A 22,002-nucleotide genomic window follows, 5' to 3' on the forward strand; every position below is an offset into this window, starting at 1 on the left:
CCATGGCGGTACGCTTCCTGCTGGATGGTGAAGTGATCGAGATTGCGGACTGCGATCCGACCGGAACCTTGCTCGATTACTTGCGCGGGGACTTGCGCAGGACTGGCACCAAGGAAGGTTGCGCCGAGGGCGATTGCGGGGCTTGCACCGTTCTGGTGGGCGAGGCCGATGGCGCTTCGGGCGTGCAATGGCGGGCGGTCAATGCCTGCATCGCGTTCCTGCCGATGTTGCACGGTAAAGCCCTGATGACAGTGGAGAGTCTTGGAGCCAGTGGCGCGCTCAATCCGCTGCAAAATTGCATGGCGGCCAATGGCAGTTCGCAATGCGGGTTCTGTACGCCGGGGTTCGTGATGTCGCTGCATGGACGGGCAATCGGGGCGCTCGGGAGCGAGTTGCCGGTGGCCGATGTGATCGCGGGCAACTTGTGCAGGTGTACGGGTTACGGGCCGATCCTTGAGGCGGGGGAGACGGTCTCGCAGATTTCGCAGGACGATGCGAATGTGGCGGCGGCGCTGTCCGGGTTGGGCGGTGATGCCAGCGGAACGTTTGGCGGGCGCAAGTGGTTTGCACCGCGGTCCTCCGATGCGCTGGTGGCGATCCTTGCGGAGCATCCCGAGGCGCGGATCGTTGCCGGGGCGACCGATGTCGGCCTGTGGGTGACCAAGGGCCTGCGCGATCTCGGCACCGTGGTGTTCATCGGCGACGTTGCCGATCTCGGGCAGATCGAGGAGACGGACGAGGGTCTGCGGATCGGTGCGGGGGTGCGATATGCGCAGGCCCATGCGGCGATGGCGCGGCTGCACCCGGATCTGGGCGAGCTGGTGCGGCGGATCGGCGGATTACAGGTGCGCAACTCGGCGACGGTCTGCGGCAACATTGCCAATGGTTCGCCCATTGGCGACGGGCCGCCTGCCCTGATCGCGCTGGGAGCGGAGTTGACGCTGCGCTCTGCCGCGGGGCGGCGGACGCTGCCGCTGGAGGACTACTTCCTCGATTACGGCAAGCAGGATTTGCAGCCCGGCGAGTTTGTCGAAAGCGTGTTCGTGCCGCGCCCTGCGGCGGGTGCGGTGGTGCACGTCTCCAAGCTCTCGCGCCGGTTCGACAGCGACATTTCGGCGGTGCTGGGAGCCTTTGCGCTGACGGTGGACGCCGGGACGATCACGGCGGCGCGCGTGGCCTTCGGCGGGATGGCGGCGACGCCCCGGCGCGCGCAGGGGTGCGAGGCGGCGCTGGTCGGCCAACCGTTTGCCGAAGCGACGATTGCTGCGGCGGCGCAGGCCTTGCGCGCAGACTTCCAGCCTTTGACCGACGTGCGCGGGACATCGGCCTACCGCATCGAGGCGGCGGCGGCGCTGCTGTTTCGGCTGTGGCACGGGGAGCAGGGCGAGGTCGTCTCGGTGCTTGACGTGGAGGCCTGCTGATGGCCGAGGCCGATCCGCTCTGGCCCGCAGGCACCAAGCCTTCCAACCCGCATGACAGCGCGCATCTGCACGTGGCGGGGCTGGCGCGCTATGTGGATGACGAGCCGGAAGCGGCGGGCATGCTGCATCTGGCCTTCGGGCTTTCCGCCCATGCGCGGGCGCGGATTGTCGGCATGGACCTTGCGGCAGTGCGCGCCTTTCCGGGCGTGGTGGCGGTCTATACCGCCGCCGACATTCCGGGGGAGAACAACGTAGGGCCGATTGCGCACGATGACCGCGTGCTGGCCGATGGCGAGGTGGTGAGCCATGGGCAGCCGGTGTTCCTTGTCGCGGCGGAAACGCGAATGGCGGCGCGCAAGGCGGCGCGGCTGGGCAGGATTGACTACGAACCGCTGGATGCGGCGATCACCGTGGCGCAGGCGCGGGCGGCAGATGCGCGGATCGAGGCGGACCAGCGCATGGCGCAGGGCGATGCCGATGCTGCGCTGGCTATGGCACCGCGCTGGCTTGCCGGTCATCTGAAGATCGGGGCGCAGGATCACTTTTATCTGGAGGGTCAGGTTGCCCATGCGCGGGCGGGGGAGGACGGGCAGATCCATGTCGTCTCCTCGAGCCAGCATCCGAGCGAGGTGCAGCATCTGGTGGCGCACCTGCTGAACAAGCCGAGTGCCGACGTGACCGTGGAAGTGCGGCGCATGGGCGGGGCGTTCGGTGGCAAGGAAAGTCAGGCCGCGTTGTTCGCCGCCGCTGCCGCGCTGGTGACGCATCATACCGGGCGGCCTGCCAAGTTCCGCTGCGACCGGGATGACGACATGATCGTGACGGGAAAGCGGCACGATTTCGAGGTCCATTACGAGGCGGGGCATGATGATGCCGGACGACTGCTTGCGGTGAAGCTGCGCTTTGGCGGACGCTGTGGAGCGACGATGGATTTGTCGCCCGGCATCAACGACCGCACAATGTTCCATGCCGACAACTGCTATTTCCTGCCCGACGTGGAGATCGTCTCGGAGCGGCTGAAGACCAATACCGTCTCGGCCACCGCCTTCCGGGGCTTTGGCGGGCCGCAGGGCATGCTGGCGATCGAGCGGGTGTGCGATCACGTGGCGGCGCGGCTGGGACTTGATCCACTTACGGTGCGGGCGCGCAATCTCTATGGGCCGGGGCGCGATGTGACGCCCTATGGCATGAGGCTGGAAGACAACATCGCGCCGCAGCTCGTCGCGCGGCTGCGCGAGACGGCGCGCTATGACGAGCGGCGCGAGGCCGTGGCCGCGTTCAATGCGGGCAACCGGGTGCTCAAGAAGGGGATCGCGCTGACGCCGGTGAAGTTCGGGATCAGCTTCACCACCACGCATCTCAATCAGGCGGGCGCGCTGGTGCACGTCTATGCGGACGGGTCGATCCAGGTGAACCATGGCGGCACCGAGATGGGGCAGGGCCTCTACATCAAGGTCGCGCAGATCGTGGCGGACGTGTTTGCCGTGCCGGTGGGGCAGGTGCGGATTACCGCGACGCGGACGGACAAGGTGCCCAATACCTCGGCCACGGCGGCGTCATCGGGGGCGGACCTCAACGGCATGGCGGCGCACCACGCGGCCATGGCGATCCGCGAGCGGATGGCGGCGTTTCTGGAGCGGGCGTTCGGCGGCGAGGTGCAGTTCACCGCCGATGGCGTGATCGCGGGCGAGACGCGGATGAGTTTTGCCGAAGCGGCGCGCAAGGCGTGGCTGGGGCGGATTTCGCTCTCGTCCACGGGCTTCTACGCCACCCCCGAGATCGAGTACGACCGCGTCGCGCACAAGGGGCGGCCGTTCTACTATTTCGCCTATGGCGCAGCGGTTTCCGAAGTGGTGGTCGACACGCTGACCGGGGAGCACAAGGTGCTGGCCGTGGACATCCTGCACGATGTGGGCCGCTCGCTGAACCCGGCGATTGACCGGGGGCAGATCGAGGGCGGCTTCGTGCAGGGGCAGGGCTGGCTGACCACTGAAGTGGTGGAATGGGACGCCAAGGGCCGCCTGCTCAACCATTCGCCTGCGACCTACAAGATCCCGACGGCCTCGGACCGGCCCAGGCGGCTGCGCATCGACCTGTGGGACGGGGAGAACGTGAAGCCTACGGTGCACCGTTCAAAGGCGGTGGGCGAGCCGCCGCTGATGCTGGCCAATTCGGTGTTCTGCGCGATCAGTGCCGCGATTGCCGCGACCAACCCCGCGCGACGCGAGCTGCCGCCGCTTGATGCGCCGGCCACGCCCGAGGCGGTGCTGCGGGCAATTGCGGCGCATAAGGGAGCGGCGTGATGGAGTGGATCGAGCAGCTCCGGGTTCTGTCATCGCGCGGGCCTGTCGCGATGATCAGCGTGCTCGCCACCGAAGGCTCCGCGCCGCGCGGGGCGGGGACGCGGATGCTGGTCACGGCAGGGGGCGAGCTTGGCACTATTGGAGGCGGTGCGCTGGAGTTCCGTGCGGTGGAGCAGGCGCGCGCCGTGCTGGCGCATCCGCCGGGGACCTGGCGGGTGCAGGACTATCCGTTGGGGCCGCTGCTGGGGCAATGCTGCGGCGGGCGGGTGCGGGTGCTGGTCGAGCATCTCGATCGCGATGCGCTCGGCTGGCTCGACGATGCTGCGGAAGGGCGCGTGCTTGTCAGCCAGTTGCGGGCGGGTGCGGTGCAGCGGCATGTGAGCGACGGGCCAGCCGTGCCGCTTTCGGCGCGGGGGGACCGGCCGCGCGAGGGCAGCCGTCTGGCGGAGATGATCGGGCAGGTGCGCCGTCCGCTCTATCTGTTCGGTGCAGGGCACGTGGGCCAGGCGATTGCGCGGCATGCGGGCGGATTGCCGCTGCGGCTGGCGTGGTTCGATACGCGCCCGGTGTTCGAGACGATCGAGGGCGTGGCGGTGGTGCCCGAAAGCGCTATCGCGCAATGCGTGGCCGAAGCGCCGGAGGATGCCGCCTTGGTGATCCTGACGCATGACCATGCGCTGGACTATCGGCTGACCCATGCTGCGCTGACGCGCTCGCCGCTTGCCTTCACCGGGCTGATCGGATCGCAGACCAAGCGCGCGCGGTTCCTTTCGCGGCTGGAGCGCGAAGGGGTGAGCGCCGAGGCGCGGGGGCGGCTGACCTGTCCGATCGGCTTGCCGGGGGTCACGGGCAAGGAGCCGGATGTGATCGCGGTCGCCCTGCTGGCGCAGCTGTTGCAACTGCCCGATGCCGCGCAAGTGCGAGCTGTGGCGGCATGAGCTTGCAGGGCTTTCGGGGCGAAATACTCAGCCTTTCCCACGATCCCGCCGAGGGCAGCGATGCGGTTCGCCATGACGCCGACGGGCTGCTGGTGGTGGAGCATGGGCGGATCGTTGCGCGCGGGAGCTTTGCCGAGGTTTCCCCGCGTTTCACAGGGATTGCGGTGGAGCGGCTGGATGGCCTGATCGTCCCCGGCTTTATCGACGCGCACGTTCATTATCCGCAGCTCGACTGCATCGCGAGCCATGGCGAGCAGTTGCTCGACTGGCTGGAGCGGCACATCTTTCCGGCGGAGCAGGCCTTTGCCGATCCGGCGCATGCGGGCGCGGTGGCGGGAGCGTTTCTGGACGAGCTGCTGCGCCATGGTACGACCAGTGCGCTGGTGTTCGGGACGGTCCATGCTGCCAGCGTCGATGCCTTCTTCGAGGCGGCGCGGGCGCGGGACTTGCGGATGATCTGCGGCAAGGTGCTGATGGATCTGGGGCCGGATGACTTGCGCGATACCGCAGACAGCGGGGTGGCGGAAAGCAAGGCGCTGATCGCCCGGTGGCATCGGCGCGGGCGGCTGGGCTATGCGGTGACGCCGCGCTTCGCGCTGACATCGAGCGATGCGCAGCTGGCCAGCGCAGGGCAGTTGCTGGCCGATCATCCCACTGTTCTTCTGCACACCCACCTTGCCGAGAACACCCGCGAGATTGCCGAAGTGGCGGCGCGGTTTGCCGAGGCTGCGGACTATCTCGACGCCTATGACCGCTTCGGGCTGGTGACCGACCGGTCGGTCTTTGCCCATGGTGTGCACTTGCCGGACAGGTCCTGCGCAAGGCTGGCGCAGAGTGGTGCGGGGATTGCGGTGTGCCCGAGTTCGAACCTGTTTCTGGGTTCGGGCATGTTCGATTTCGCGCAAGCCGAGCGGCATGGCGTGCGGCTGGGGCTCGGGTCCGATATCGGCGCGGGGACGTCGCTGTCGTTGCTGCACAATGCCGGGATTGCCTATCAGGCGGGGCTGTTCAACGGCTACCGGCTCGACCCGCTGCGCGCCTTGTGGCTGGCGACGGGTGGCTCGGCCCGTCTGCTGCATATCGAGGACGAGGTAGGGATGCTGGCAGAGGGGCAGGAGGCAGACTTCGTGGTGCTGGACGACAAGGCCACACCGCTGCTCGCGCGCCGGACGGCCGGGGCGACGCTTGAGGAGCGGTTGTTCGCGCTGCAGGTGCTGGGCGATGATCGGGCGGTGCGGCGGACTTACGTCATGGGGCAATGCGCGTGGGACCGTGATGGGTTACGGTGCGCGGCATGACCGATCTCGACAGCTTCATCGCCCGCCTTCCCAAGGCCGAACTCCACCTGCACATCGAGGGCAGCCTCGAGCCTGAACTGATGTTCGCGCTGGCCGAGCGCAACGGCATCGCGATCCCCTATGCCAGCGTGGACGAGGTGCGCGCGGCCTATGCGTTCTCAAACCTGCAGGACTTCCTCGACATCTACTATGCCGGGGCCGGAGTGCTGCAGACCGAGGCGGATTTCCATGACCTTGCCATGGCCTATTTCGACCGAGCGGCGGCCGATGGCGTGGTCCATGCCGAGATCATGTTCGATCCCCAGACCCACACCGACCGGGGCATTGCTTTTGAAACGGTGATCGAGGGCCTGCTTTCGGCCATGGCGGAGGCAGAGGCGAAGCATGGGCTGACCAGCGCGCTGATCCTGAGCTTCCTGCGCCACCTTTCGGAAGACGCGGCGTTCGAGACGCTGGCCATGGCCGAGCCGTGGCTGGATCGGATTGCGGCGGTCGGGCTGGATTCGAGCGAGGTTGGCCACCCGCCTGCGAAGTTCGCGCGGGTCTTCGCGGCGGCGCGGGCCAAGGGGCTGAGGCTCACCGCCCATGCCGGCGAGGAAGGGCCCCCGGATTACGTCTATGAAGCACTCGACCTGTTGCAGGTGGACCGGATCGACCATGGCAACCGCGCGCTGGAAGATCCGGCGCTGGTGCGGCGGCTGGCGTCAGAGGGCATGACGTTGACCGTCTGTCCGCTTTCCAATCTCAAGCTCTGCGTGGTGAGCGATCTGGCCGACCATCCGCTTGATCGCATGCTCGCCGAAGGGCTGAAGGCGACGGTCAATTCCGACGACCCTGCCTATTTCGGCGGCTATGTGGCCGACAACTACCGCGCGGTAGCGCGGGCGCGCGGGCTGTCCCGCGATTATCTAGCCCAGCTTGCCCGCAACAGCTTCACCGGATCGTTCCTGTCACCCGAGGCGGTGGCGCGGCACCTTGCAGCCATCGACGATTACCTCAGCCGAACATAGGAGTCCCATGCGCCGTCTGCTCGTTGCCATCGCCCTGTTCTTCGCAGCATTCGGTGCCGCCCATGCCGCCGAGCCGCGACGGAAGGTGATCATCGACGACGAGGGCTTTGCCCTGATGCACCTGCTGCTGCTGGAAGACCGGCAGGTGGAGGTGATGGGCATCACCACCGTATCGGGCAACACCTGGGCCAATCGCGCCACGGCCATGGTGCTGCGCGGGCTGGAATTGTCGGGGCATGAAAGCGTGCCGGTGGCGCAAGGGGCGACCTTTCCGATCCTCAATTCCGAGGCGCGGACCGAGCGGTGGGAAGCGCTCTATGGCAAGCTGGTGTGGAAGGGGGCTTTCATGAAGCAGTGGGCCGAGCCGACCGTACAGTCGACGCCCGAGCATCACGGGGTCTTCGATCCGGTGGACCTGCCCTGGGGCAATCCGAAGCTCAAAGCCCTGCCGGAGGCCGCCGCCCTCTTTATGATCCGCACCGTGCGGGCCAATCCGCATCAGGTGACGATCATTGCCTGCGGGCCGCTGACAAACCTTGCGCTGGCGCAGCGGCTTGATCCCGAGTTCGCCTCGCTGGTCAAGGAAGTGGTGGTCATGGGCGGAAGCCTAAACCCGCAGCAGGTGCTGGACAATACCTCGGCGGCGCAGTTTGCGCGCGAATTCGTCAACACGCCGCGCCGCGAGTTCAATATCCGCTTCGACCCGGAAGCTGCGAGCATGTTCGCTCATGCGTGGTGGCCCAAGGTGACCTTCGTGCCGGTCGATCCCTCGACCGCCACGCAACTGACCCCGGCGCTGGTGGAGCGGCTGGCCAAGGCGGCGCGGCCGCCGGTTGCGGCGATGATCCGGCGGATGGAGCCGGGCTTTCCGATGTGGGACGAGATCGCTGCCGCCGTCTGGCTCGATCCTTCGCTGGTCACGCGCCAGCAGAAGCTGTGGTACGATTTCGATGTCCAGTTCGGCCCCGGTTACGGCGACATGTTGACTTGGCACGACGCCTACCGGCCCGGCCTCGACGAGGGGCAGGCGGACATGGTGCTGACGGTGGACGTGGCCCGCATGGAAGCGCTGTTCGCGCAGGCGCTGGGTGGGCGTTAGGGCCAGGTGAGGAGGGCGTTGCGCGCGGCGATGTCTTTGCGGATGGTTTCGTGGAGGCCGTCCATCGGCCACATCAGGACGACCACGGTCTGCAGGGCGAGGAGGATGACGGCGCTGCCGTAGTAGGTCCAGCGGATCGCTTCGCGGGCAGTGTCGGTGACGGCGTCGGGCACATAGCCAGCAGCGCCGAGCATGAAGGCAAACCCTGCCGTGCCGATGGCCATGCCGACCTTGGTCGAGAGGCTGATGCCGGCCGAGAGCAGGCCTTCGCGCCGGGTGCCGAACCTCCATTCGTGATAGTCCACCGTCTCGGCAATCATCGCGAATGCGGCGGTGATGGTGATCGAGGTGGCAAGGCAGGCGGCGATGTAGAGCGTGAGGAAGGTTGCGGTGTTGCCTTGCGTGAGCGGCAGGACGGCGAAGATCACGGCGGCCAGCGCGAGGACGAAGGCGCTGCCTTTCCTGATGCCGGTGCGCGCAAGGATCGGCGGGGCGACGAACGAGGACAGCAGCAACATGCCCGAGACCGCCGGGAGCATGACCGAGATCATCCACGGCGCGCGCATCACGTCGATGGCGAAATAGGCGGTCGCGCTCATCATCAGGCCGAAGCGGATGAAGTAGAGCAGGCAGGAGGCGAAGACGACGAGCCAGGCTTTGTTGCGCAGCATCTCCTTCACGGCAGGGCCGATGGCGAAGTGGGGCGAGGAGCCGTCGTCGAAGCGTTCCTTGCAGTTGCGGAACAGGGCGAGCGTGCAGACGAAGCCGATGGCGGCAAAGAGCATCGCGACGAGCTGGAAGCCCTTGTTCTGGTCCTCGCCGCCGAACACACCGACCAGCGGCATGACCGCCGCGGTGCCGAGCACGACCGAGATCGAGGTGCCGACCCCGCGCATGCCGGAAAGCTTGAGGCGCTGCTTCGGGTCCAGCGTCATCATCGGCATGAGCGCGGTGTAGGGGATAGCCTGGACCGACATGAGGATGCCCAGCGCCTTGAACGTGACGAAGGCATAGACCAGCTGCGCGCCGTGGCTCCACGCAGGCACATGGAACAGTGCCACGGTCAGCAGGGCATAGGGCAGCGCGGTGAACAGGAAATAGCCGCGCGTCCGGCCCCAGCGGCTGCGGGTCTTGTCGACCGCGATGCCGACGACCGGGTCGATGATCGCATCGAGCAGGCGGGCGATCAGGAACACCGTGCCCACACCCGCCGCCGGCATGCCGACGACATTGGTGTAGTAGAACAGCAGGAACCCGCTCGCCATGTTGTAGGCAAGGCTGGTGCCCATGTCGCCGAGGCCGTAGCTCAGGCGTTCGGTGAAGCTCAGTCTGGTTTCGGCCACTTGTCCTCTCCCGGATCGCGGCGTTCTGTGTCTAGCAGCCCAGCGTTTTGCGGGTCAGCGCGAGGGACTGGTCCATCGGCAAGGTGGGGAAGTATTCCATGCCGATGCTGCCGGTGTAACCGAGGCTTTCCAGCGTCTCCATGACGTGCGCCCAGTCGACCGTGCCGGTGCCGGGTTCGTTGCGGTCCTGCATGTCTGCCACCTGCACGTGGGCGACGAGATGGATGCGTCCTTCAAGGACTTGCGCGATGTCCTCGCCCATCACGGCGCTGTGCCAGACATCGTAGAGCAGGCGCAGGTTGGGGCTGGCGACGGCTTCGATCAGGTCCAGACCGAGCGTGGTGCTGACGAGGTACATCGCCGAGAACAGGCGGGTGTTGAGCGGTTCGAGCAGCAGGGTGACGCCTGCCGCCTCGGCAAGGGCGGCCGCTTCCGTGAGCGCGGCGACGGCATTGGCGAAGTGGTCTTCCTCGCTCATCCCTTCGACCTTGAAGCCCGAGGCGACGATCAGCGGCGGCTTGCCGAGCGGGGCGGTGGCCTTGATCGTTTCGCGCACGGCATCCACCATCTCGGCGCGCTCTGCCGGGTCGACGATCGAGCGGCGCGGATCGACGCAGATGCCGGTGAGCTTCACGCCCGTCTCTTCGAGCGCGGCACCGATGGCCTCGACCGGCTTGTCGCGCCAGAGGTGGAATTCGACGAGATCGAAGCCTTCGGCCTTGGCGGCGCGGACACGCTCGGCCAGATCACCGGCTTCGGCGAATTGCCATTCGATGCAGGAAGACATGGGGTAAGCAGCAGGCACGTCGATCTCCCAATCGGCGGCCCCGCACCCCTGGACGAGCGCGTTTGCCTGGCGGCAGAATGGGCCGCTACTTTATTGGAATATATATTCTCATCCTTCGCGACGAAGGTCAAGGCCCGCCGACGCAATTCGTCCCTCACGCCGACAAAGGCCGTCATGCCTCTGACGGGAAGCTGATCCTAGGTAATCAGCCGCTTCCTCTGTATGGAGCGGGTGAATCGCAACACCCCTGCGCAGAGCGAAAGGCGCCATCCGAAGTCATGACGTCATGCGCATCCCGATTGGACGAACTGGGCTGGAGGCCGTTCTTCAGCGCGCAGTTGTCCGAAGAGGAAGTGGCGCAGTGTCTGCCCGTGCGGGTCATGGCGGTGCATCGTGGCTATATTTCGGTGGCGGGCGATGGCGTGGAAACGCTCATGCCCTCGCAGATTCCGGGGGCGGATGGCGAGGAGGACCGGCCTGCCGCGGGTGACTGGCTGCTGCTGGCGCGCGACAGCATGGAGCCGGTACGGCTGCTGGCCCGTGCCAACCTGTTCAAACGGCTGGCGGCGGGGGTGCGGCAGAGGCTGCAGGTCATCGCTGCCAATGTCGACACGCTGTTCGTCGTCGCCTCGTGCAACGACGATTTCAACATTGCGCGGCTCGAGCGCTATCTGGTGCTGGCGCGCGACGTTGACGTGACGCCGGTTGTCGTGCTGACCAAGACCGACCTTGTCGATGCGTGGGAGCCTTTTGCCGAGGCCGCGCGCGCGCTTCAGCCCGATCTGATAGTGCAGGCCGTCAACGCGCGCGATCCTGAAAGCGTGGCGGCCTTGGCCAAGTGGTGCGGGCCGGGGCAGACGGTGGCGTTTCTGGGCTCCTCCGGCGTCGGCAAATCGACGCTGATCAACACCCTGCGCGGTTCGGACACGCTTGCCACGCAGGGCATCCGCGAGGACGACGGCAAGGGGCGGCACACGACCACGGCGCGCGAGATGCACCGGCTCGACGGTGGCGGCTGGCTGCTCGACACGCCGGGGATGCGCGAATTGCAGCTATCCGAGGTGGCATCGGGCATTGCCGAAGTCTTCGACGATATCGTCAGCCTTGCGCAGGAGTGCAGGTTCTCGAACTGCACGCATGAAGCCGAGCCGGGCTGCCGGATCGTGGAAGCGATGGGCAACGGAACGCTCGACCCTGCGCGGCTGGCGCGCTGGCGCAAGTTGGCGAGCGAGGAAGCGGCCAATTCGGCCAGCAACGCCACCCGCAAGGCGCGTGGCGCTGGCCGCGTCAGTGCCGTACCGCAGCCCTCAAACAGAAACGGGCGGCGTCCGCGGCGGTAACGTCACGGGCTGCGCGCGCGCGATTATTGGAGATATCATGGCCGACTTGTACCTGCGTGCGCTCGAATCCGAACGCAAGAGCCTGTGGGCGATGTGCCGTCTCAAGGGGCTTTCCAAGGACACGCCCGAGCGCCGCCGCATTGCCGAACTTGATGAGCTGATCGGGGCGCACAAGGCCAAAAAGGCCTGATACCAACCTGCACTGATCCTGACCCATGAGGACGGGTTCTGGCGGTTCTCGGCTAGGAGTGTTCGCAGTGGTGATGTGGTTCATCATCACAAGAACGCGACGCAGTCCGAGGGCCGCCAGAACCCGCCTGCGGTTGCCATTTCCCGCCCGCTGGACCTCGTTGCAGCCTCGCCACGATGCCCCGCATCGCGGCTTCGCCCGCGCCTTGCCAGCAAGCGGGAAATGGCAATCCTCATGGGTCAGGATCAGTGCAGGTTGGTATGAGGTTCAGCGCGCGGTGATCGCCGCCTCTGCCGCGCTGGCTTCGGCAATGAGCGTGCGCAGCGCGGCGGCGGTATCGGCCAGGAGCCGTTCGCTGATCGGCTTTTCGCCATTGATGAACCGCCGCAACGACCGCTCGTCTATGCCGAGGCGGCGCGAGGAGGTGGTGACGCCGCCCAGCACCTGAATGCAGTGGGCGAAGTGGTCCTGCAGGTCGTGCGTTTGTTCGGGGGCTGTCATCGGCTCTCTGTGCTCGGATGAAGGCGGGTGCGTCAATCCCCGCCAATCATTTCATTGCTGCGCGCGAAAGGTGGAACCTTCGCGCGCGGTTCCGGTTCTTGGGTGAGGCGGACGGCACCACGTGAGGGGCTGCTTCTGCAATCTCTCACGAAGGATCGAAACATGGCTACTCCCCGCAACGGCAAGGCTGACGCAAACCGCTCGCCTGCGCTCGACAATGCCCTGAGCGATCATCAGCCCGGCGCGGGCCGGCCCGGATACGCGACGGACATCGGCAATGCCGGGGAGACGCATCAGGATGCCGATGCCGGCAGTCCGGCTGATGGCTTCCTGACCGACAATTTCGGCCATCGCCTGTCCGACAACCAGAACAGCCTGAAAGCGGGTGAGCGCGGGCCGACGCTGCTCGAGGATTTCATCCTGCGCGAAAAGATCTTCCACTTCGACCACGAGCGCATCCCCGAACGCATCGTCCACGCCCGCGGATCGGGCGCGCATGGCGTGTTCGAGGTGACAAGGGCCATTCCGGAGATGACCCGCGCGGGGCTGTTCCAGAAGAAGGGGACGACCTGCCCGGTGTTCGTGCGCTTCTCGACCGTGGCGGGCGGGGCCGGATCGATCGACACCCCGCGCGACGTGCGCGGCTTTGCGGTGAAGTTCTACACAGATGAAGGCAACTGGGACCTGGTTGGCAACAACATCCCGGTGTTCTTCATCCAGGACGCGATGAAGTTCCCCGATCTGGTCCATTCGGTGAAGATGGAAGCCGATCGCGGCTATCCGCAGGCGGCGAGCGCGCATGACACGTTCTGGGACTTCATCGGACTGATGCCGGAATCGATGCACATGATCATGTGGGCGATGAGCGACCGCGCCATCCCGCGCACGCTGCGCATGATGGAAGGCTTCGGCGTCCACACCTTCCGCTTCGTCAATGCCGAGGGGCAGGGCAAGTTCGTCAAGTTCCACTGGAAGCCGGTGCTGGGCATGGAATCGCTGATCTGGGACGAGGCGGTGAAGATTGCCGGGGCCGATCAGGACTTCCACCGCCGCGACCTGTTCGAAAGCATTGCCGCAGGCAGCTTCCCGGCATGGGACCTGGGCGTGCAGGTGTTCGACGAGGACTTTGCCGCCGCGCAGCCCTATGACGTGCTCGACGCCACCAAGCTGATCCCGGAAGAGGATGTGCCGGTCGAGATCGTCGGGCGGATGACGCTCAACCGCAATGTCGACAACTTCTTTGCCGAGACCGAGCAGGTGGCGTTCATGCCGACCAACGTGATCCCCGGCATCGATTTCTCGAACGATCCGCTGCTGCAGGGGCGGCTGTTCTCGTACCTCGATACGCAGAAGTCGCGGCTTGGCACGACCAACTTCCACCAGATCCCGATCAACGCGCCCAAGTGCCCGTTCCACAACATGCAGCGCGACGGCATGATGCAGACGCTGGTGCCGACGGGCCGCGCCAACTACGAGCCCAATTCGCTGAACGAGGCGGGCGAGGACAGCGGCCCGCGTGCTTGTCCCGATACCGGCTTCACCTCGTTCCGCGAGAACGGGGAGCGCAACGATCCGACCGAGAAGGTGCGGGTGCGCGCCGAACTCTTTGCCGATCACTACAGCCAGGCCGCGCTGTTCTTCCATTCGCAGACCGCGAACGAGCAGGCGCACATTGCCTCGGCGCTGGTGTTCGAGCTTTCGAAGGTGACGCTGGAGCACGTTCGCCTGCGGGTGCTTTCGCGCCTGCGCAATGTCGATGAAGGTCTGGCCGCGCGCGTGGCCGATGGCCTTGCCATGGACCTGCCCGAGAAGGCTCCTGCCGCGCGTGAGCCGGTGGAGATGAAGCCGTCCGACGCGCTGTCGATCCAGAAGCAGAGCAAGAAGACGTTCGAGGGCCGCAAGCTGGGCATTCTCTTTGCCGAAGGATCGGACAAGGCGACGATCGACAGGATGAAGGCCGATGTAGAGGCGGCGGGCGGCAGCGTGTTCCTCGTCGCGCCCAAGGTCGGCGGCATTGCGGTCAAGGGTGGAACGCTCAAGGCCGATGGCAAGCTGGAAGGCTCGCCCTCGGTACTGTTCGATGCGGTTGCCTCGGTGCTGATGCCCGCAGAGGCCGAGAAGCTCAGCCTGCAGGGCGCGGCGGTGCAGTGGTTCATGGATGCCTATGGCCACTGCAAGACCATCGCCCACTGCAACGGGACCAAGGTCATCCTCGCCAAGGCGGGGGTCGAGCCGGACGAAGGCGTCGTCCCGAATGAGAAGCTGATGGATGTCGGCCCGGTGCGGCACTTCGCGCGCGAGCCGAAGGTCCGCGATCTCGCCTGAGGAGCAACGGTGGTGGCGACAGTCAACAAGATCAAGCCGGATGAAGCGAAAGCCAAGGCCGTTGCCAAGGCCAAGGCCATCGCGCCGGAGGTGCCGGCGCATATCGGCCAGACTCCGGCCACCGACCTTCGCGGGTTGCCCGACGTGTTCGGGCGGCTCGTCGAGGACCACGACCGGCACCGCGCGCTGCTCGCCATGCTGGAGGCAACCGGCGGCAAGGGCGATGATGCCAAGGCCCTGTTCGAGGAACTCGTCCACGAACTGAAGGGCCACGCCGCTGCCGAGGAGCAGGCCTTGTGGTCAACCGTGCTGCGCAATCCGGAGACAACCGAATTCGCCCGCCATGCCGTGGCCGAGCACAAGGACATCGACAAGATGCTCGACGACCTTGCCGCACGCGAAATGGGCAGCGCGAAGTGGCTGGAGCGCTTTGCGGCGCTCAAGCACGAATATCTCCATCACATCCGCGAGGAAGAGCAGGAGCAGTTCGTCGAGAGCGAGAAGATCCTCACCGCCGCCGACCGCAAGCACATGCTGGCCGTGTTCGAACGGCGCAAGAAGGCGGAGAAGGCCGCAGCCGAAGTGAAGCCCCGGCTGCGGATCAACGATATCGCCTGAGTCTGGCCCCGGTGCTCAGCCCAGCTTGCGCAGCGGCTCCGTGCCGTCCCAGTCCTTTCCGGCGTCCTTGATCATCTGGAAGATGCCGTCGGCGCCGGTCATGTTCTGGAGCAGTTCGATCACGTGCCCCGGCCCCATTCCGGGATCGACATAGATCACTTCGCCATCGGCTCCGACCTTGCCCTCGACGAGGATCTCCGCGCCTGCCTCGGCACAGGCGGCGCGGGCTTCGGCGATGGAATCGACGAAGATGCAGATGTGGTGGAGGCGGTCGGTCACGGCATATTCGCCGGTGTAGATCGATGGCTCGGCGTTCTCCGGGCGGATCAGCTCGATCTGCACATCGCCCCAATAGGCGATGGCGATGGAGAAGACCGCGCCGGTGGGGACGCCCTTGTACTTGGCATGCCCGAGCGCGACGTTCTCCATCAGGTAGAACGGGCCGACGCCCATGGTTTCGGTCCAGTACTTGACCGCCGCGTCGAAATCGGACGGCAGATAGGCGAGCTGGCCGACAGGGCCCAGCTTGGTGATCGCGCGGGTCATGCGAACAGGCCCTCCGGTGCTTCGAGCAGGCCCTTCAAGGTCTGCAGGAACTGCGCGCCCGCCGCGCCGTCGATGGCACGATGATCGACCGACATGGTCAGGCCGATGCGGCTTTCGAAGGCGATGTCGCCGTTGGCTGCTTCCACCGCCACGCGGTTCACCCCGCCAACGGCAAGGATCGCGCCCTGCGGCGGATTGATGATCGCGTCGAATTGCTCGATCCCGAACATGCCGAGGTTGGAGACGGAGAAAGTGCCGCCGTCCATGTCCTCGAACCCGAGCTTGCCAGCCTGCGCCTTGTCGATCAGCGCGCGGGTGGTCGCCGCGATCTGGGCGATGTGCATGCGGTCGGCCTGGCGGACGATGGGCGTGACGAGGCCCTTGGGGCTGGCCACGGCAATGGCAACATCGGCGTGCGGGAAGGAATGCACGGCATCGCCATGGACCTGCACGTTGACATCGGGGTGCCTGACCAGCGCCAGCGCCACGGCCTTGACGATGTAGTCGTTGATCGAGGCCTTGGTGCCGAGCACGAGGTTCGCCGTCTTGCGCAAGTCCATCAGCGCATCGACCGAGGCCGAGACGCGCAGGTAGAAGTGCGGGATGGTCTGCTTGGCTTCGGTCAGGCGGCGGGCGACGACCTTGCGCACCTTGTCGAAGGGCTGGACGCTGGGCTGGTTGGCGACCAGCTCGAACGGTGCACCGAAGGCGACCGCTGGTGCAGCCGTGGTCGGCTTGACCAGTGCCAGCACGTCAGCCTTGGAAATGCGGCCGCGCGCGCCGGTGCCCTTGATCCCGGCCAGCACAATGCCGTGCTGTGCCGCGATGCGGCGGGCGAGCGGCGAGGCGAAGGCTTCGGGCGTGTCTGCAACCAGTTGCGCCGTGCCCTTGAAGCTGGCGGCGCGTTCCGGGCGCAGGGCCTGCACCACGTCCTGATAGGTGATGCGCCCGTTGCGGCCGGATCCTGCGATCGGTTCGATGTCGACGCCTTCGGCTTCGGCAAGCTTGAGCGCTTCGGGGCTGATCGCGCGGTTGGTGACGATCTTCTTCGGCTCGCGCGCGGGTGCTGCGGCAGCAGCAGGGGCCGGAGCCGCCGCCGCTGCCGGGGCAGGGGAAGCGCCGCCAGCCTTGGCCGCGACCGAGGTTTCGGCAGGCTTGAAGGTGGCGATGAACGCATCGACTTCGGCGTCGGTGGTATCGGCATCGGCGAAGACCGCCAGCAGCGCGCCCACCGGGTGCGCCTCATCGCTGGCGGGCGTCAGCAGGCGCTTGAGCACCGCATCGTATTCGGCTTCGACCTCGTTTGTGATCTTGTCGGTCTCGATCAGGCACAGCAGCTGGCCCTTGGAAAAGGCCTCGCCTTCCTTGACCATCCATTCGGCGATCGTGCCCTCGGTCATTTCGATGCCCCATTTGGGCATGCAGAACGGGCGTATATTGGCCATGTCGCGGCTCCTCAACGGTAGCTCAGGACCTTGCGCACCGCCGCTTCGATCTTGTCGACCGAAGGGAGGTAGGCAGTTTCCAGCTCGCGCGCGAACGGGATGGGGGTGTGCGGCGGGTTGACCGACAGCGGCGGGGCCTTGAGGCTGGCGAAGGCCTTTTCGGCAACCAGCGCGCAGATGTCGGCACCAAGGCTGCAGCGCGGCGGCGCTTCGTCAACCACGATCAGGCGACCGGTGACTTCCACGGAGTCGAGGATCGCCTCTTCATCCAGCGGGCTGGTGGTGCGCAGGTCGATCACGTCGCAGCCGATGCCCTCGGCGGCCAGCTTGTCGGCCACGGCCTCGCAGAAGCCAAGCAGCAGGCCGGTCGAGACGATGGTCACGTCCTGCCCGGCGCGGGAAAGGCGCGCGTGGCCAAAGGGGATCATGTAATCGGGATCGTCGGACACTTCGCCCTTCATCCCGTAGAGCGCCTTGTGCTCGAGGAAGATCACCGGATCATCGTCGCGGATGGCGGTGCGCAGCAGGCCCTTCACGTCATCCGGCGTGCTGGGCATCACCACCTTGAGACCGGGCATCCCGGTGAGGATCTGGTGGACGGCCTGGCTGTGCTGGGCAGCGGCGTTGTAGCCTGCGCCATAAGCCATGCGGATCACCGCAGGGCACCTGGTCTTGCCGCCGAACATGTAGCGGAACTTGGCGAGCTGGTTCCAGATCTGGTCGAGCGAGACGCCGATGAAGTCGGCGAACATCAGTTCGGCAATCGGGCGCTTGCCCGAAAGCGCAAGGCCGGCCGCCGCGCCCATGATCGCGCTTTCCGAGATCGGGGTGTCGATCACGCGGTCCGCGCCGAACTTTCCGAACAGCCCGGTCGAGGTCGACCAGATGCCGCCGATGGCTTCGGGGCCGCCCGGCGTGCCCATGCCGCCGACAATGTCTTCACCGAGCATGACGACGTTCTCGTCGCGCTCCATTTCCTCTGCGATCGTCGAGACGACGGCGTCGCGGTACATCATTTTTGCCATTTGTCCGCTCCCCGGCTCAGTACGAGATATAGACGTCGGTCAGGACGTCTTCGGCGGTGGGCCGGTCAGCGGCCTTGGCCTGGCGCACGGATTCCTCGATCACTTCGAGCACTTCGGCATCGAGCGCATCGAGATCGGCGTGTTCGAGCAGGCCTGCATCCGTCACCGACTTGCGGAAGTTCTTGAGGCAATCGCGCATCTCGCGGATGCGATCGAGCTCGCCCGGACCGCGATAGCGCTGCGGATCGCCTTCGAAGTGGCCGAAGAAGCGCTCGGTATCGAACTCGACCGCCGCCGGACCGTTGCCGGGGACGCGGACGTAATCGAGCACTTCGCGCATGGTTTCATAGACCGAGAAGAAGTCGGTCCCGTCCCCGCGCCAGACCTTCATGCCGAAGGCTTCGGCGCGGCTGGCGATATCGCCGCTGGTGCCGACCGCATACTGGTAGCCGGTGTGTTCGGAGTAGTGGTTGTTCTCGAACACGAAGATCGTCGCGGCCTTGGTGACCACGGCCATGTTCATGGCTTCGAAGGTGGTGCCCTGGTTGCACGCGCCGTCGCCCGAGAAGGTGATGGCGACCTTGCCCTTTCCGTCGATCTTGGCGGCGATGCCTGCGCCCACGGCGATGGGAGCGCCCGCGCCGACGATGCCGTTGGCACCGAGCATGCCCTTGTCGACGTCGGCGATGTGCATCGAGCCGCCCTTGCCCTTGCACAGGCCTTCGCGGCTGCCCCAGATCTCCTTCATCATCCCGTTCACGTCACAGCCCTTGGCAAGGCAATGGCCGTGGCCGCGATGGGTCGAGACGATCTTGTCATCGACCGAAAGGTGCTCGCACACGCCCACTGCGACGGCTTCCTGCCCGCAATAGAGGTGCGTGAACCCGGCGATCTCACCGGTCTGGATATCGACGTGAAGACGTTCCTCGAATTCGCGGATCACCTTCATCTGGCGATAGGCGCGCAATAGCGCCTCACGGCTCAGCTGCATCCTTTTCTTCCCTTAAAGTCCGAGCACAGTCCGGGCGATGATGCCCGCCTGCACTTCGTTGGTTCCGCCGAAAATGGTCCAGGCACGGCTGTTGAGATAGCGTGCCGAGGCGACTTGCGCTTCTCTCGAATGAATGGGGGCAGGCGCGTTGTCGCCATAGAACGGCCGTGCGAAATCGAGCTGGAGCCCGGCCGGGCCGTAGAGGTCCACGGCGAGCAGATCTACGTCCTGCCGCAGGTTCGAGGCGAGCAGCTTGCACAGCGAGGTCTGCGGGCCGGGCGCGCGGCCCTTGGCGATCTCGGACAGGATCTTCAGCTCGATCATCTCGAGGCTCTGGATGCCGAGGCGGACCTTGGCGACGCGGCGCTTCCAGTCCTTGTCGTCGGCCAGCTTGCCGCCCGCGCCGTCAGGCTCGCCCGCTGCGGCCTGTTCGATCTGGGCAAGATCGTATTCGAGCTTGGGCGAATGGCACGATCCGCCGCGCTCGTTCTCGAGCAGGAACTTGGCGAGCTTCCAGCCATCGCCTTCCTCGCCCACGCGGTCCTCGACCGGGACGATCGCGTCTTCGAGGAACACCTGATTGACCTCGTGGTCCCCGGCCAGCGTCAGCAGCGGGCGGACGGAAACGCCGGGCTGGTTCATGTCGACCAGCAGGAACGAGATGCCCGCCTGCTTCTTGACGTTGGCATCGGTGCGCACGAGCGCGAACATCCTGTTCGCCCAGTGCGCGTGGGTGGTCCAGATCTTCGAGCCGTTGAGCTTGTAGTGCGTGCCGTCATCCGAAAGCACGGCGCGGCATTGCAGGCTGGCGAGGTCCGATCCCGAGCCGGGTTCGGAGAAGCCCTGGCACCAGTAATCCTCGCCCGAGAGGATCCTGGGCAGGTACTTGGCCTTCTGTTCGGGCGTCCCGAAGGTGTAGATGACCGGCGCGACCAGCTTGAGGCCGAGCACGGTCAGGTTCGGCGCCCCTGCCAGCGCGCATTCCTTCTCGAAGATGTAGCGCTGCGTCGGAGTCCACCCTGTGCCGCCAACCTCTTTGGGCCACTGATATGCGAGCCAGCCCTTGGCGTTCAGCACCGCGTTCCAGCGCTGGCCGATGTCGGGTTCGACAAAGACGGTCGGCGAGGCGGCTGCGCCGTCCTTCACATCTGCCGGAAGGTTCTGCGCAAGGAACGCGCGGACCTCGTCACGGAAGGCCAGTTCTTCGGGGGAAAGATCGATATCCATGAGTATCAGCGCTCGAGAATGGTGACGGCAGAGACGCCGGGGGCGCCATAGACGTGACTGTATGCGGTCTTGGGGTTGCCGGGAACCTGCCTGCCACCGCCGTCGCCGCGAAGCTGGACGACGTTTTCATAGACCTGACGAAGGCCTGAAGCGCCGATCGGTTCGCCACAGGCAAGGCAGCCGCCATCGGTGTTGACGGGCAGCGCGCCGCCGATCTCGGTGCGGCCCTGTGCCAGCCATGCTTCCTGCTCGCCATCCTTGCAGAAGCCGTTCTCGGCCATGTGCATGATCTCGGCGCCGCATTCGGTGTCCTGCAGCTGGGCGAGCGCGATGTCCTCAGGCCCGATCCCGGCCATGCGGAAGGCATCGGCGCTGGCGATCTGCGTGGCCGTGGCCTTGCCGCCGCCGATGTCGATGGACGGGGCAAAGACCTCGAAAGACTTGGGCGGGCGCGTGCGCATGGTTGCGGCCTTGAGGCGGACGAGCGGCTTGCCCAGCTCGCGCGCCTTCTTCTCGCTGGCAAGGATCAGCGCGACGCCGCCCTCTGCCGGGGAGCAGAACATGTACTTGGTATAAGGGTCTGAAACGAGCGGAGCCTCAAGGATCGTCTCGATGTCCACCGGCTCGCGCCGCCATGCGTGGGGGGCGTGAACGGCGTTGCGGAAGGCCTTGTTGGCCACGCGCGCAAGGCTGGTCTGGCTGATGCCGTGCTCGTGCATGTAGCGCATGATCTTGGCCGCGAAGAACTGCGTTGTGATCATGTAGCCGGCATCGCCGTACCATTCCGGCAGGTTGTATTCCGAAGGCAGGGCATTGAACGCGCCGCGCGGATGCTTGTCGAAGCCGACGGCAAGGCCGATGTCGAATTCACCCGACTTGATTGCCATCTGCGCTGAGAACAGCGCCGAGCCACCCGCCGCGCAGCCATTGCGCACGTTGATGAACTGCACGCCGGTAAGACCCAGGCGCTCGACCATCGTGTCAGGATTGCCCGCCGCGTCCGAACTGCCATAGGCGAACTGGATCTGCGGCCAGTCGATCCCGGCATCGGCCAGCGCCTCGCGCACGGCGAAGACGCCCTGTTCCAGACCGGAAAGGCCATCGGTGCGGCCGAACGGGTGGATGCCCACGCCGACGATGCACACATCACCGCTCATGCTGCACCTCCAAGCGGGCGGAAGGCGGGGATCATGACGGAGTCCGCCGCATCGGGATCGAGCGGGATCATGGTCAACTCAAGCGGCATGCCGATACGGATATCCTCGAAGGCAACGTCGGTCAGACGCGATTCCACGATCACTTCGCCCTGCAGTTCGACATAGGCGACGGCCCATGGGCGGAAGGCTTCCGGCCCCTTGTAGGGCGGCGATTTCGGGCGGTAGCGCTGAATTGTATAGGACCAGAGCGTGCCGGTGCGCGACAGGGCTACCTGCTCGTACCGGTCTCCCAATGGACACGGAAACACCACGCGCCCGGTATCCCGCTCGCGCCCGCCGATCAGATGCGGCGGATTGTCCTCGGTAATGAGCCCTTGGGCGATAACGTGCATTCCACTCCCGTCCGTGCAGTTCCGGAGGTCTGATTCCGGTTTCATG

At 66.0% G+C, this 22,002-nt stretch carries 20 protein-coding genes; 10 read left to right on the forward strand and 10 right to left on the reverse strand.

Annotated features, from left to right (window positions below):
- Positions 1–2 precede the first annotated feature (2 nt).
- Genes xdhA through ACZ1JW_RS18535 form a run of 6 tightly spaced genes read left to right on the forward strand, consistent with a single transcriptional unit; the run spans position 3 to position 8,069 of the window.
- Positions 3–1,421 carry a xanthine dehydrogenase small subunit gene (gene xdhA / locus ACZ1JW_RS18510; protein ID WP_465143098.1) on the forward strand — a complete coding sequence of 473 codons (1,419 nt, stop codon included), beginning with the start codon at positions 3–5 and terminating at the stop codon, positions 1,419–1,421.
- Positions 1,421–3,724 (forward strand): xanthine dehydrogenase molybdopterin binding subunit, encoded by a 2,304-nt coding sequence (xdhB, locus tag ACZ1JW_RS18515; RefSeq protein ID WP_465143099.1) that lies wholly within the window; start codon positions 1,421–1,423, stop codon positions 3,722–3,724. Before xdhA ends, xdhB begins: the two co-directional genes overlap by 1 nt.
- The gene (gene xdhC, locus ACZ1JW_RS18520) at positions 3,724–4,662 is read left to right on the forward strand and encodes a xanthine dehydrogenase accessory protein XdhC (protein WP_465143100.1); all 939 of its coding nucleotides are present in this window, start codon (positions 3,724–3,726) and stop codon (positions 4,660–4,662) included. Before xdhB ends, xdhC begins: the two co-directional genes overlap by 1 nt.
- Positions 4,659–5,960 carry a guanine deaminase gene (gene guaD, locus ACZ1JW_RS18525; protein ID WP_465143101.1) on the forward strand — a complete coding sequence of 434 codons (1,302 nt, stop codon included), beginning with the start codon at positions 4,659–4,661 and terminating at the stop codon, positions 5,958–5,960. Before xdhC ends, guaD begins: the two co-directional genes overlap by 4 nt.
- Positions 5,957–6,970, forward strand: a complete 1,014-nt coding sequence (locus tag ACZ1JW_RS18530; protein WP_465143102.1) for an adenosine deaminase — start codon at positions 5,957–5,959, stop codon at positions 6,968–6,970. The genes guaD and ACZ1JW_RS18530 overlap by 4 nt, the downstream gene beginning before the upstream one ends.
- A 7-nt stretch (positions 6,971–6,977) precedes the next feature.
- Positions 6,978–8,069: a nucleoside hydrolase gene (locus tag ACZ1JW_RS18535; RefSeq protein ID WP_465143103.1), complete on the forward strand. Its 1,092-nt coding sequence runs from the start codon at positions 6,978–6,980 to the stop codon at positions 8,067–8,069.
- On the opposite strand, the gene ACZ1JW_RS18540 is transcribed toward ACZ1JW_RS18535, so the two are convergent.
- Both ACZ1JW_RS18540 and ACZ1JW_RS18545 read right to left on the reverse strand, forming a co-directional pair.
- Positions 8,066–9,412, reverse strand: coding sequence for an MFS transporter (locus ACZ1JW_RS18540; RefSeq protein ID WP_465143104.1), 1,347 nt, complete (start codon positions 9,410–9,412; stop codon positions 8,066–8,068). The two genes, ACZ1JW_RS18535 and ACZ1JW_RS18540, sit on opposite strands and share 4 nt — an antisense overlap.
- 31 nt (positions 9,413–9,443) lie before the next feature.
- On the reverse strand, positions 9,444–10,199 hold the full coding sequence (locus ACZ1JW_RS18545; RefSeq protein WP_465143105.1) for a TIM barrel protein: 756 nt from the start codon (positions 10,197–10,199) through the stop codon (positions 9,444–9,446).
- Positions 10,200–10,477: 278 nt separating this feature from the next.
- Here ACZ1JW_RS18545 and rsgA point away from each other — a divergent pair, with 278 nt between their 5' ends.
- Together rsgA and ACZ1JW_RS18555 are read left to right on the forward strand one after the other, a co-directional pair.
- Complete coding sequence (gene rsgA / locus ACZ1JW_RS18550; protein WP_465143106.1) at positions 10,478–11,539, forward strand: ribosome small subunit-dependent GTPase A; 1,062 nt, start codon at positions 10,478–10,480, stop codon at positions 11,537–11,539.
- Positions 11,540–11,576: 37 nt separating this feature from the next.
- Complete coding sequence (locus tag ACZ1JW_RS18555; RefSeq protein WP_465143107.1) at positions 11,577–11,729, forward strand: hypothetical protein; 153 nt, start codon at positions 11,577–11,579, stop codon at positions 11,727–11,729.
- Positions 11,730–11,996: 267 nt separating this feature from the next.
- Here ACZ1JW_RS18555 and ACZ1JW_RS18560 read toward each other — a convergent pair whose 3' ends face one another.
- The gene (locus ACZ1JW_RS18560; RefSeq protein WP_465142830.1) at positions 11,997–12,230 is read right to left on the reverse strand and encodes a hypothetical protein; all 234 of its coding nucleotides are present in this window, start codon (positions 12,228–12,230) and stop codon (positions 11,997–11,999) included.
- 162 nt (positions 12,231–12,392) lie between these two features.
- On the opposite strand from ACZ1JW_RS18560, the gene ACZ1JW_RS18565 reads away from it, so the two are divergent.
- Together ACZ1JW_RS18565 and ACZ1JW_RS18570 are read left to right on the forward strand one after the other, a co-directional pair.
- Entirely contained in the window at positions 12,393–14,555 is a 2,163-nt protein-coding gene (locus tag ACZ1JW_RS18565) for a catalase (protein ID WP_465142831.1), read from the forward strand.
- A 12-nt stretch (positions 14,556–14,567) separates the two neighbouring features.
- Complete coding sequence (locus tag ACZ1JW_RS18570; protein ID WP_465142832.1) at positions 14,568–15,173, forward strand: hemerythrin domain-containing protein; 606 nt, start codon at positions 14,568–14,570, stop codon at positions 15,171–15,173.
- A 15-nt stretch (positions 15,174–15,188) separates the two neighbouring features.
- Here ACZ1JW_RS18570 and ACZ1JW_RS18575 read toward each other — a convergent pair whose 3' ends face one another.
- From ACZ1JW_RS18575 to ACZ1JW_RS18605, 7 genes are read right to left on the reverse strand one after another with little or no spacing between them, the layout of a single operon-like run.
- Entirely contained in the window at positions 15,189–15,719 is a 531-nt protein-coding gene (locus ACZ1JW_RS18575) for a VOC family protein (RefSeq protein WP_465142833.1), read from the reverse strand.
- Positions 15,716–17,164, reverse strand: coding sequence for a dihydrolipoamide acetyltransferase family protein (locus ACZ1JW_RS18580; RefSeq protein WP_465142834.1), 1,449 nt, complete (start codon positions 17,162–17,164; stop codon positions 15,716–15,718). Before ACZ1JW_RS18580 ends, ACZ1JW_RS18575 begins: the two co-directional genes overlap by 4 nt.
- An 11-nt stretch (positions 17,165–17,175) precedes the next feature.
- Complete coding sequence (locus ACZ1JW_RS18585) at positions 17,176–18,189, reverse strand: alpha-ketoacid dehydrogenase subunit beta (RefSeq protein ID WP_465142835.1); 1,014 nt, start codon at positions 18,187–18,189, stop codon at positions 17,176–17,178.
- A gap of 16 nt (positions 18,190–18,205) precedes the next feature.
- Positions 18,206–19,180, reverse strand: coding sequence for a thiamine pyrophosphate-dependent dehydrogenase E1 component subunit alpha (locus ACZ1JW_RS18590; protein WP_465126811.1), 975 nt, complete (start codon positions 19,178–19,180; stop codon positions 18,206–18,208).
- A 12-nt stretch (positions 19,181–19,192) separates the two neighbouring features.
- Entirely contained in the window at positions 19,193–20,407 is a 1,215-nt protein-coding gene (locus tag ACZ1JW_RS18595; protein WP_465142836.1) for an acyl-CoA dehydrogenase family protein, read from the reverse strand.
- A gap of 5 nt (positions 20,408–20,412) precedes the next feature.
- The gene (locus ACZ1JW_RS18600; protein ID WP_465142837.1) at positions 20,413–21,564 is read right to left on the reverse strand and encodes a thiolase family protein; all 1,152 of its coding nucleotides are present in this window, start codon (positions 21,562–21,564) and stop codon (positions 20,413–20,415) included.
- Positions 21,561–21,956, reverse strand: coding sequence for a Zn-ribbon domain-containing OB-fold protein (locus ACZ1JW_RS18605; RefSeq protein WP_465142838.1), 396 nt, complete (start codon positions 21,954–21,956; stop codon positions 21,561–21,563). The genes ACZ1JW_RS18600 and ACZ1JW_RS18605 overlap by 4 nt, the downstream gene beginning before the upstream one ends.
- Between the last annotated feature and the right edge of the window lie 46 nt (positions 21,957–22,002).

It is taken from the genome of Novosphingobium sp. BL-A-28-Hi1-0D (assembly GCF_055521755.1).

What these genes read in the sequence shown, in the direction of transcription:
- xdhC (WP_465143100.1), top strand. Translation starts at nt 3,724, where the DNA reads ATGGAGTGGATCGAGCAGCTCCGGGTTCTGTCATCGCGCGGGCCTGTC.
- ACZ1JW_RS18585 (WP_465142835.1), bottom strand. Translation starts at nt 18,189, where the DNA reads ATGGCAAAAATGATGTACCGCGACGCCGTCGTCTCGACGATCGCAGAG.
- rsgA (WP_465143106.1), top strand. Translation starts at nt 10,478, where the DNA reads ATGACGTCATGCGCATCCCGATTGGACGAACTGGGCTGGAGGCCGTTC.
- ACZ1JW_RS18595 (WP_465142836.1), bottom strand. Translation starts at nt 20,407, where the DNA reads ATGGATATCGATCTTTCCCCCGAAGAACTGGCCTTCCGTGACGAGGTC.
- ACZ1JW_RS18600 (WP_465142837.1), bottom strand. Translation starts at nt 21,564, where the DNA reads ATGAGCGGTGATGTGTGCATCGTCGGCGTGGGCATCCACCCGTTCGGC.
- ACZ1JW_RS18560 (WP_465142830.1), bottom strand. Translation starts at nt 12,230, where the DNA reads ATGACAGCCCCCGAACAAACGCACGACCTGCAGGACCACTTCGCCCAC.
- ACZ1JW_RS18590 (WP_465126811.1), bottom strand. Translation starts at nt 19,180, where the DNA reads ATGCAGCTGAGCCGTGAGGCGCTATTGCGCGCCTATCGCCAGATGAAG.
- guaD (WP_465143101.1), top strand. Translation starts at nt 4,659, where the DNA reads ATGAGCTTGCAGGGCTTTCGGGGCGAAATACTCAGCCTTTCCCACGAT.
- ACZ1JW_RS18575 (WP_465142833.1), bottom strand. Translation starts at nt 15,719, where the DNA reads ATGACCCGCGCGATCACCAAGCTGGGCCCTGTCGGCCAGCTCGCCTAT.
- xdhA (WP_465143098.1), top strand. Translation starts at nt 3, where the DNA reads ATGGCGGTACGCTTCCTGCTGGATGGTGAAGTGATCGAGATTGCGGAC.
- ACZ1JW_RS18605 (WP_465142838.1), bottom strand. Translation starts at nt 21,956, where the DNA reads ATGCACGTTATCGCCCAAGGGCTCATTACCGAGGACAATCCGCCGCAT.
- ACZ1JW_RS18545 (WP_465143105.1), bottom strand. Translation starts at nt 10,199, where the DNA reads ATGTCTTCCTGCATCGAATGGCAATTCGCCGAAGCCGGTGATCTGGCC.
- xdhB (WP_465143099.1), top strand. Translation starts at nt 1,421, where the DNA reads ATGGCCGAGGCCGATCCGCTCTGGCCCGCAGGCACCAAGCCTTCCAAC.
- ACZ1JW_RS18530 (WP_465143102.1), top strand. Translation starts at nt 5,957, where the DNA reads ATGACCGATCTCGACAGCTTCATCGCCCGCCTTCCCAAGGCCGAACTC.
- ACZ1JW_RS18555 (WP_465143107.1), top strand. Translation starts at nt 11,577, where the DNA reads ATGGCCGACTTGTACCTGCGTGCGCTCGAATCCGAACGCAAGAGCCTG.
- ACZ1JW_RS18565 (WP_465142831.1), top strand. Translation starts at nt 12,393, where the DNA reads ATGGCTACTCCCCGCAACGGCAAGGCTGACGCAAACCGCTCGCCTGCG.
- ACZ1JW_RS18535 (WP_465143103.1), top strand. Translation starts at nt 6,978, where the DNA reads ATGCGCCGTCTGCTCGTTGCCATCGCCCTGTTCTTCGCAGCATTCGGT.
- ACZ1JW_RS18580 (WP_465142834.1), bottom strand. Translation starts at nt 17,164, where the DNA reads ATGGCCAATATACGCCCGTTCTGCATGCCCAAATGGGGCATCGAAATG.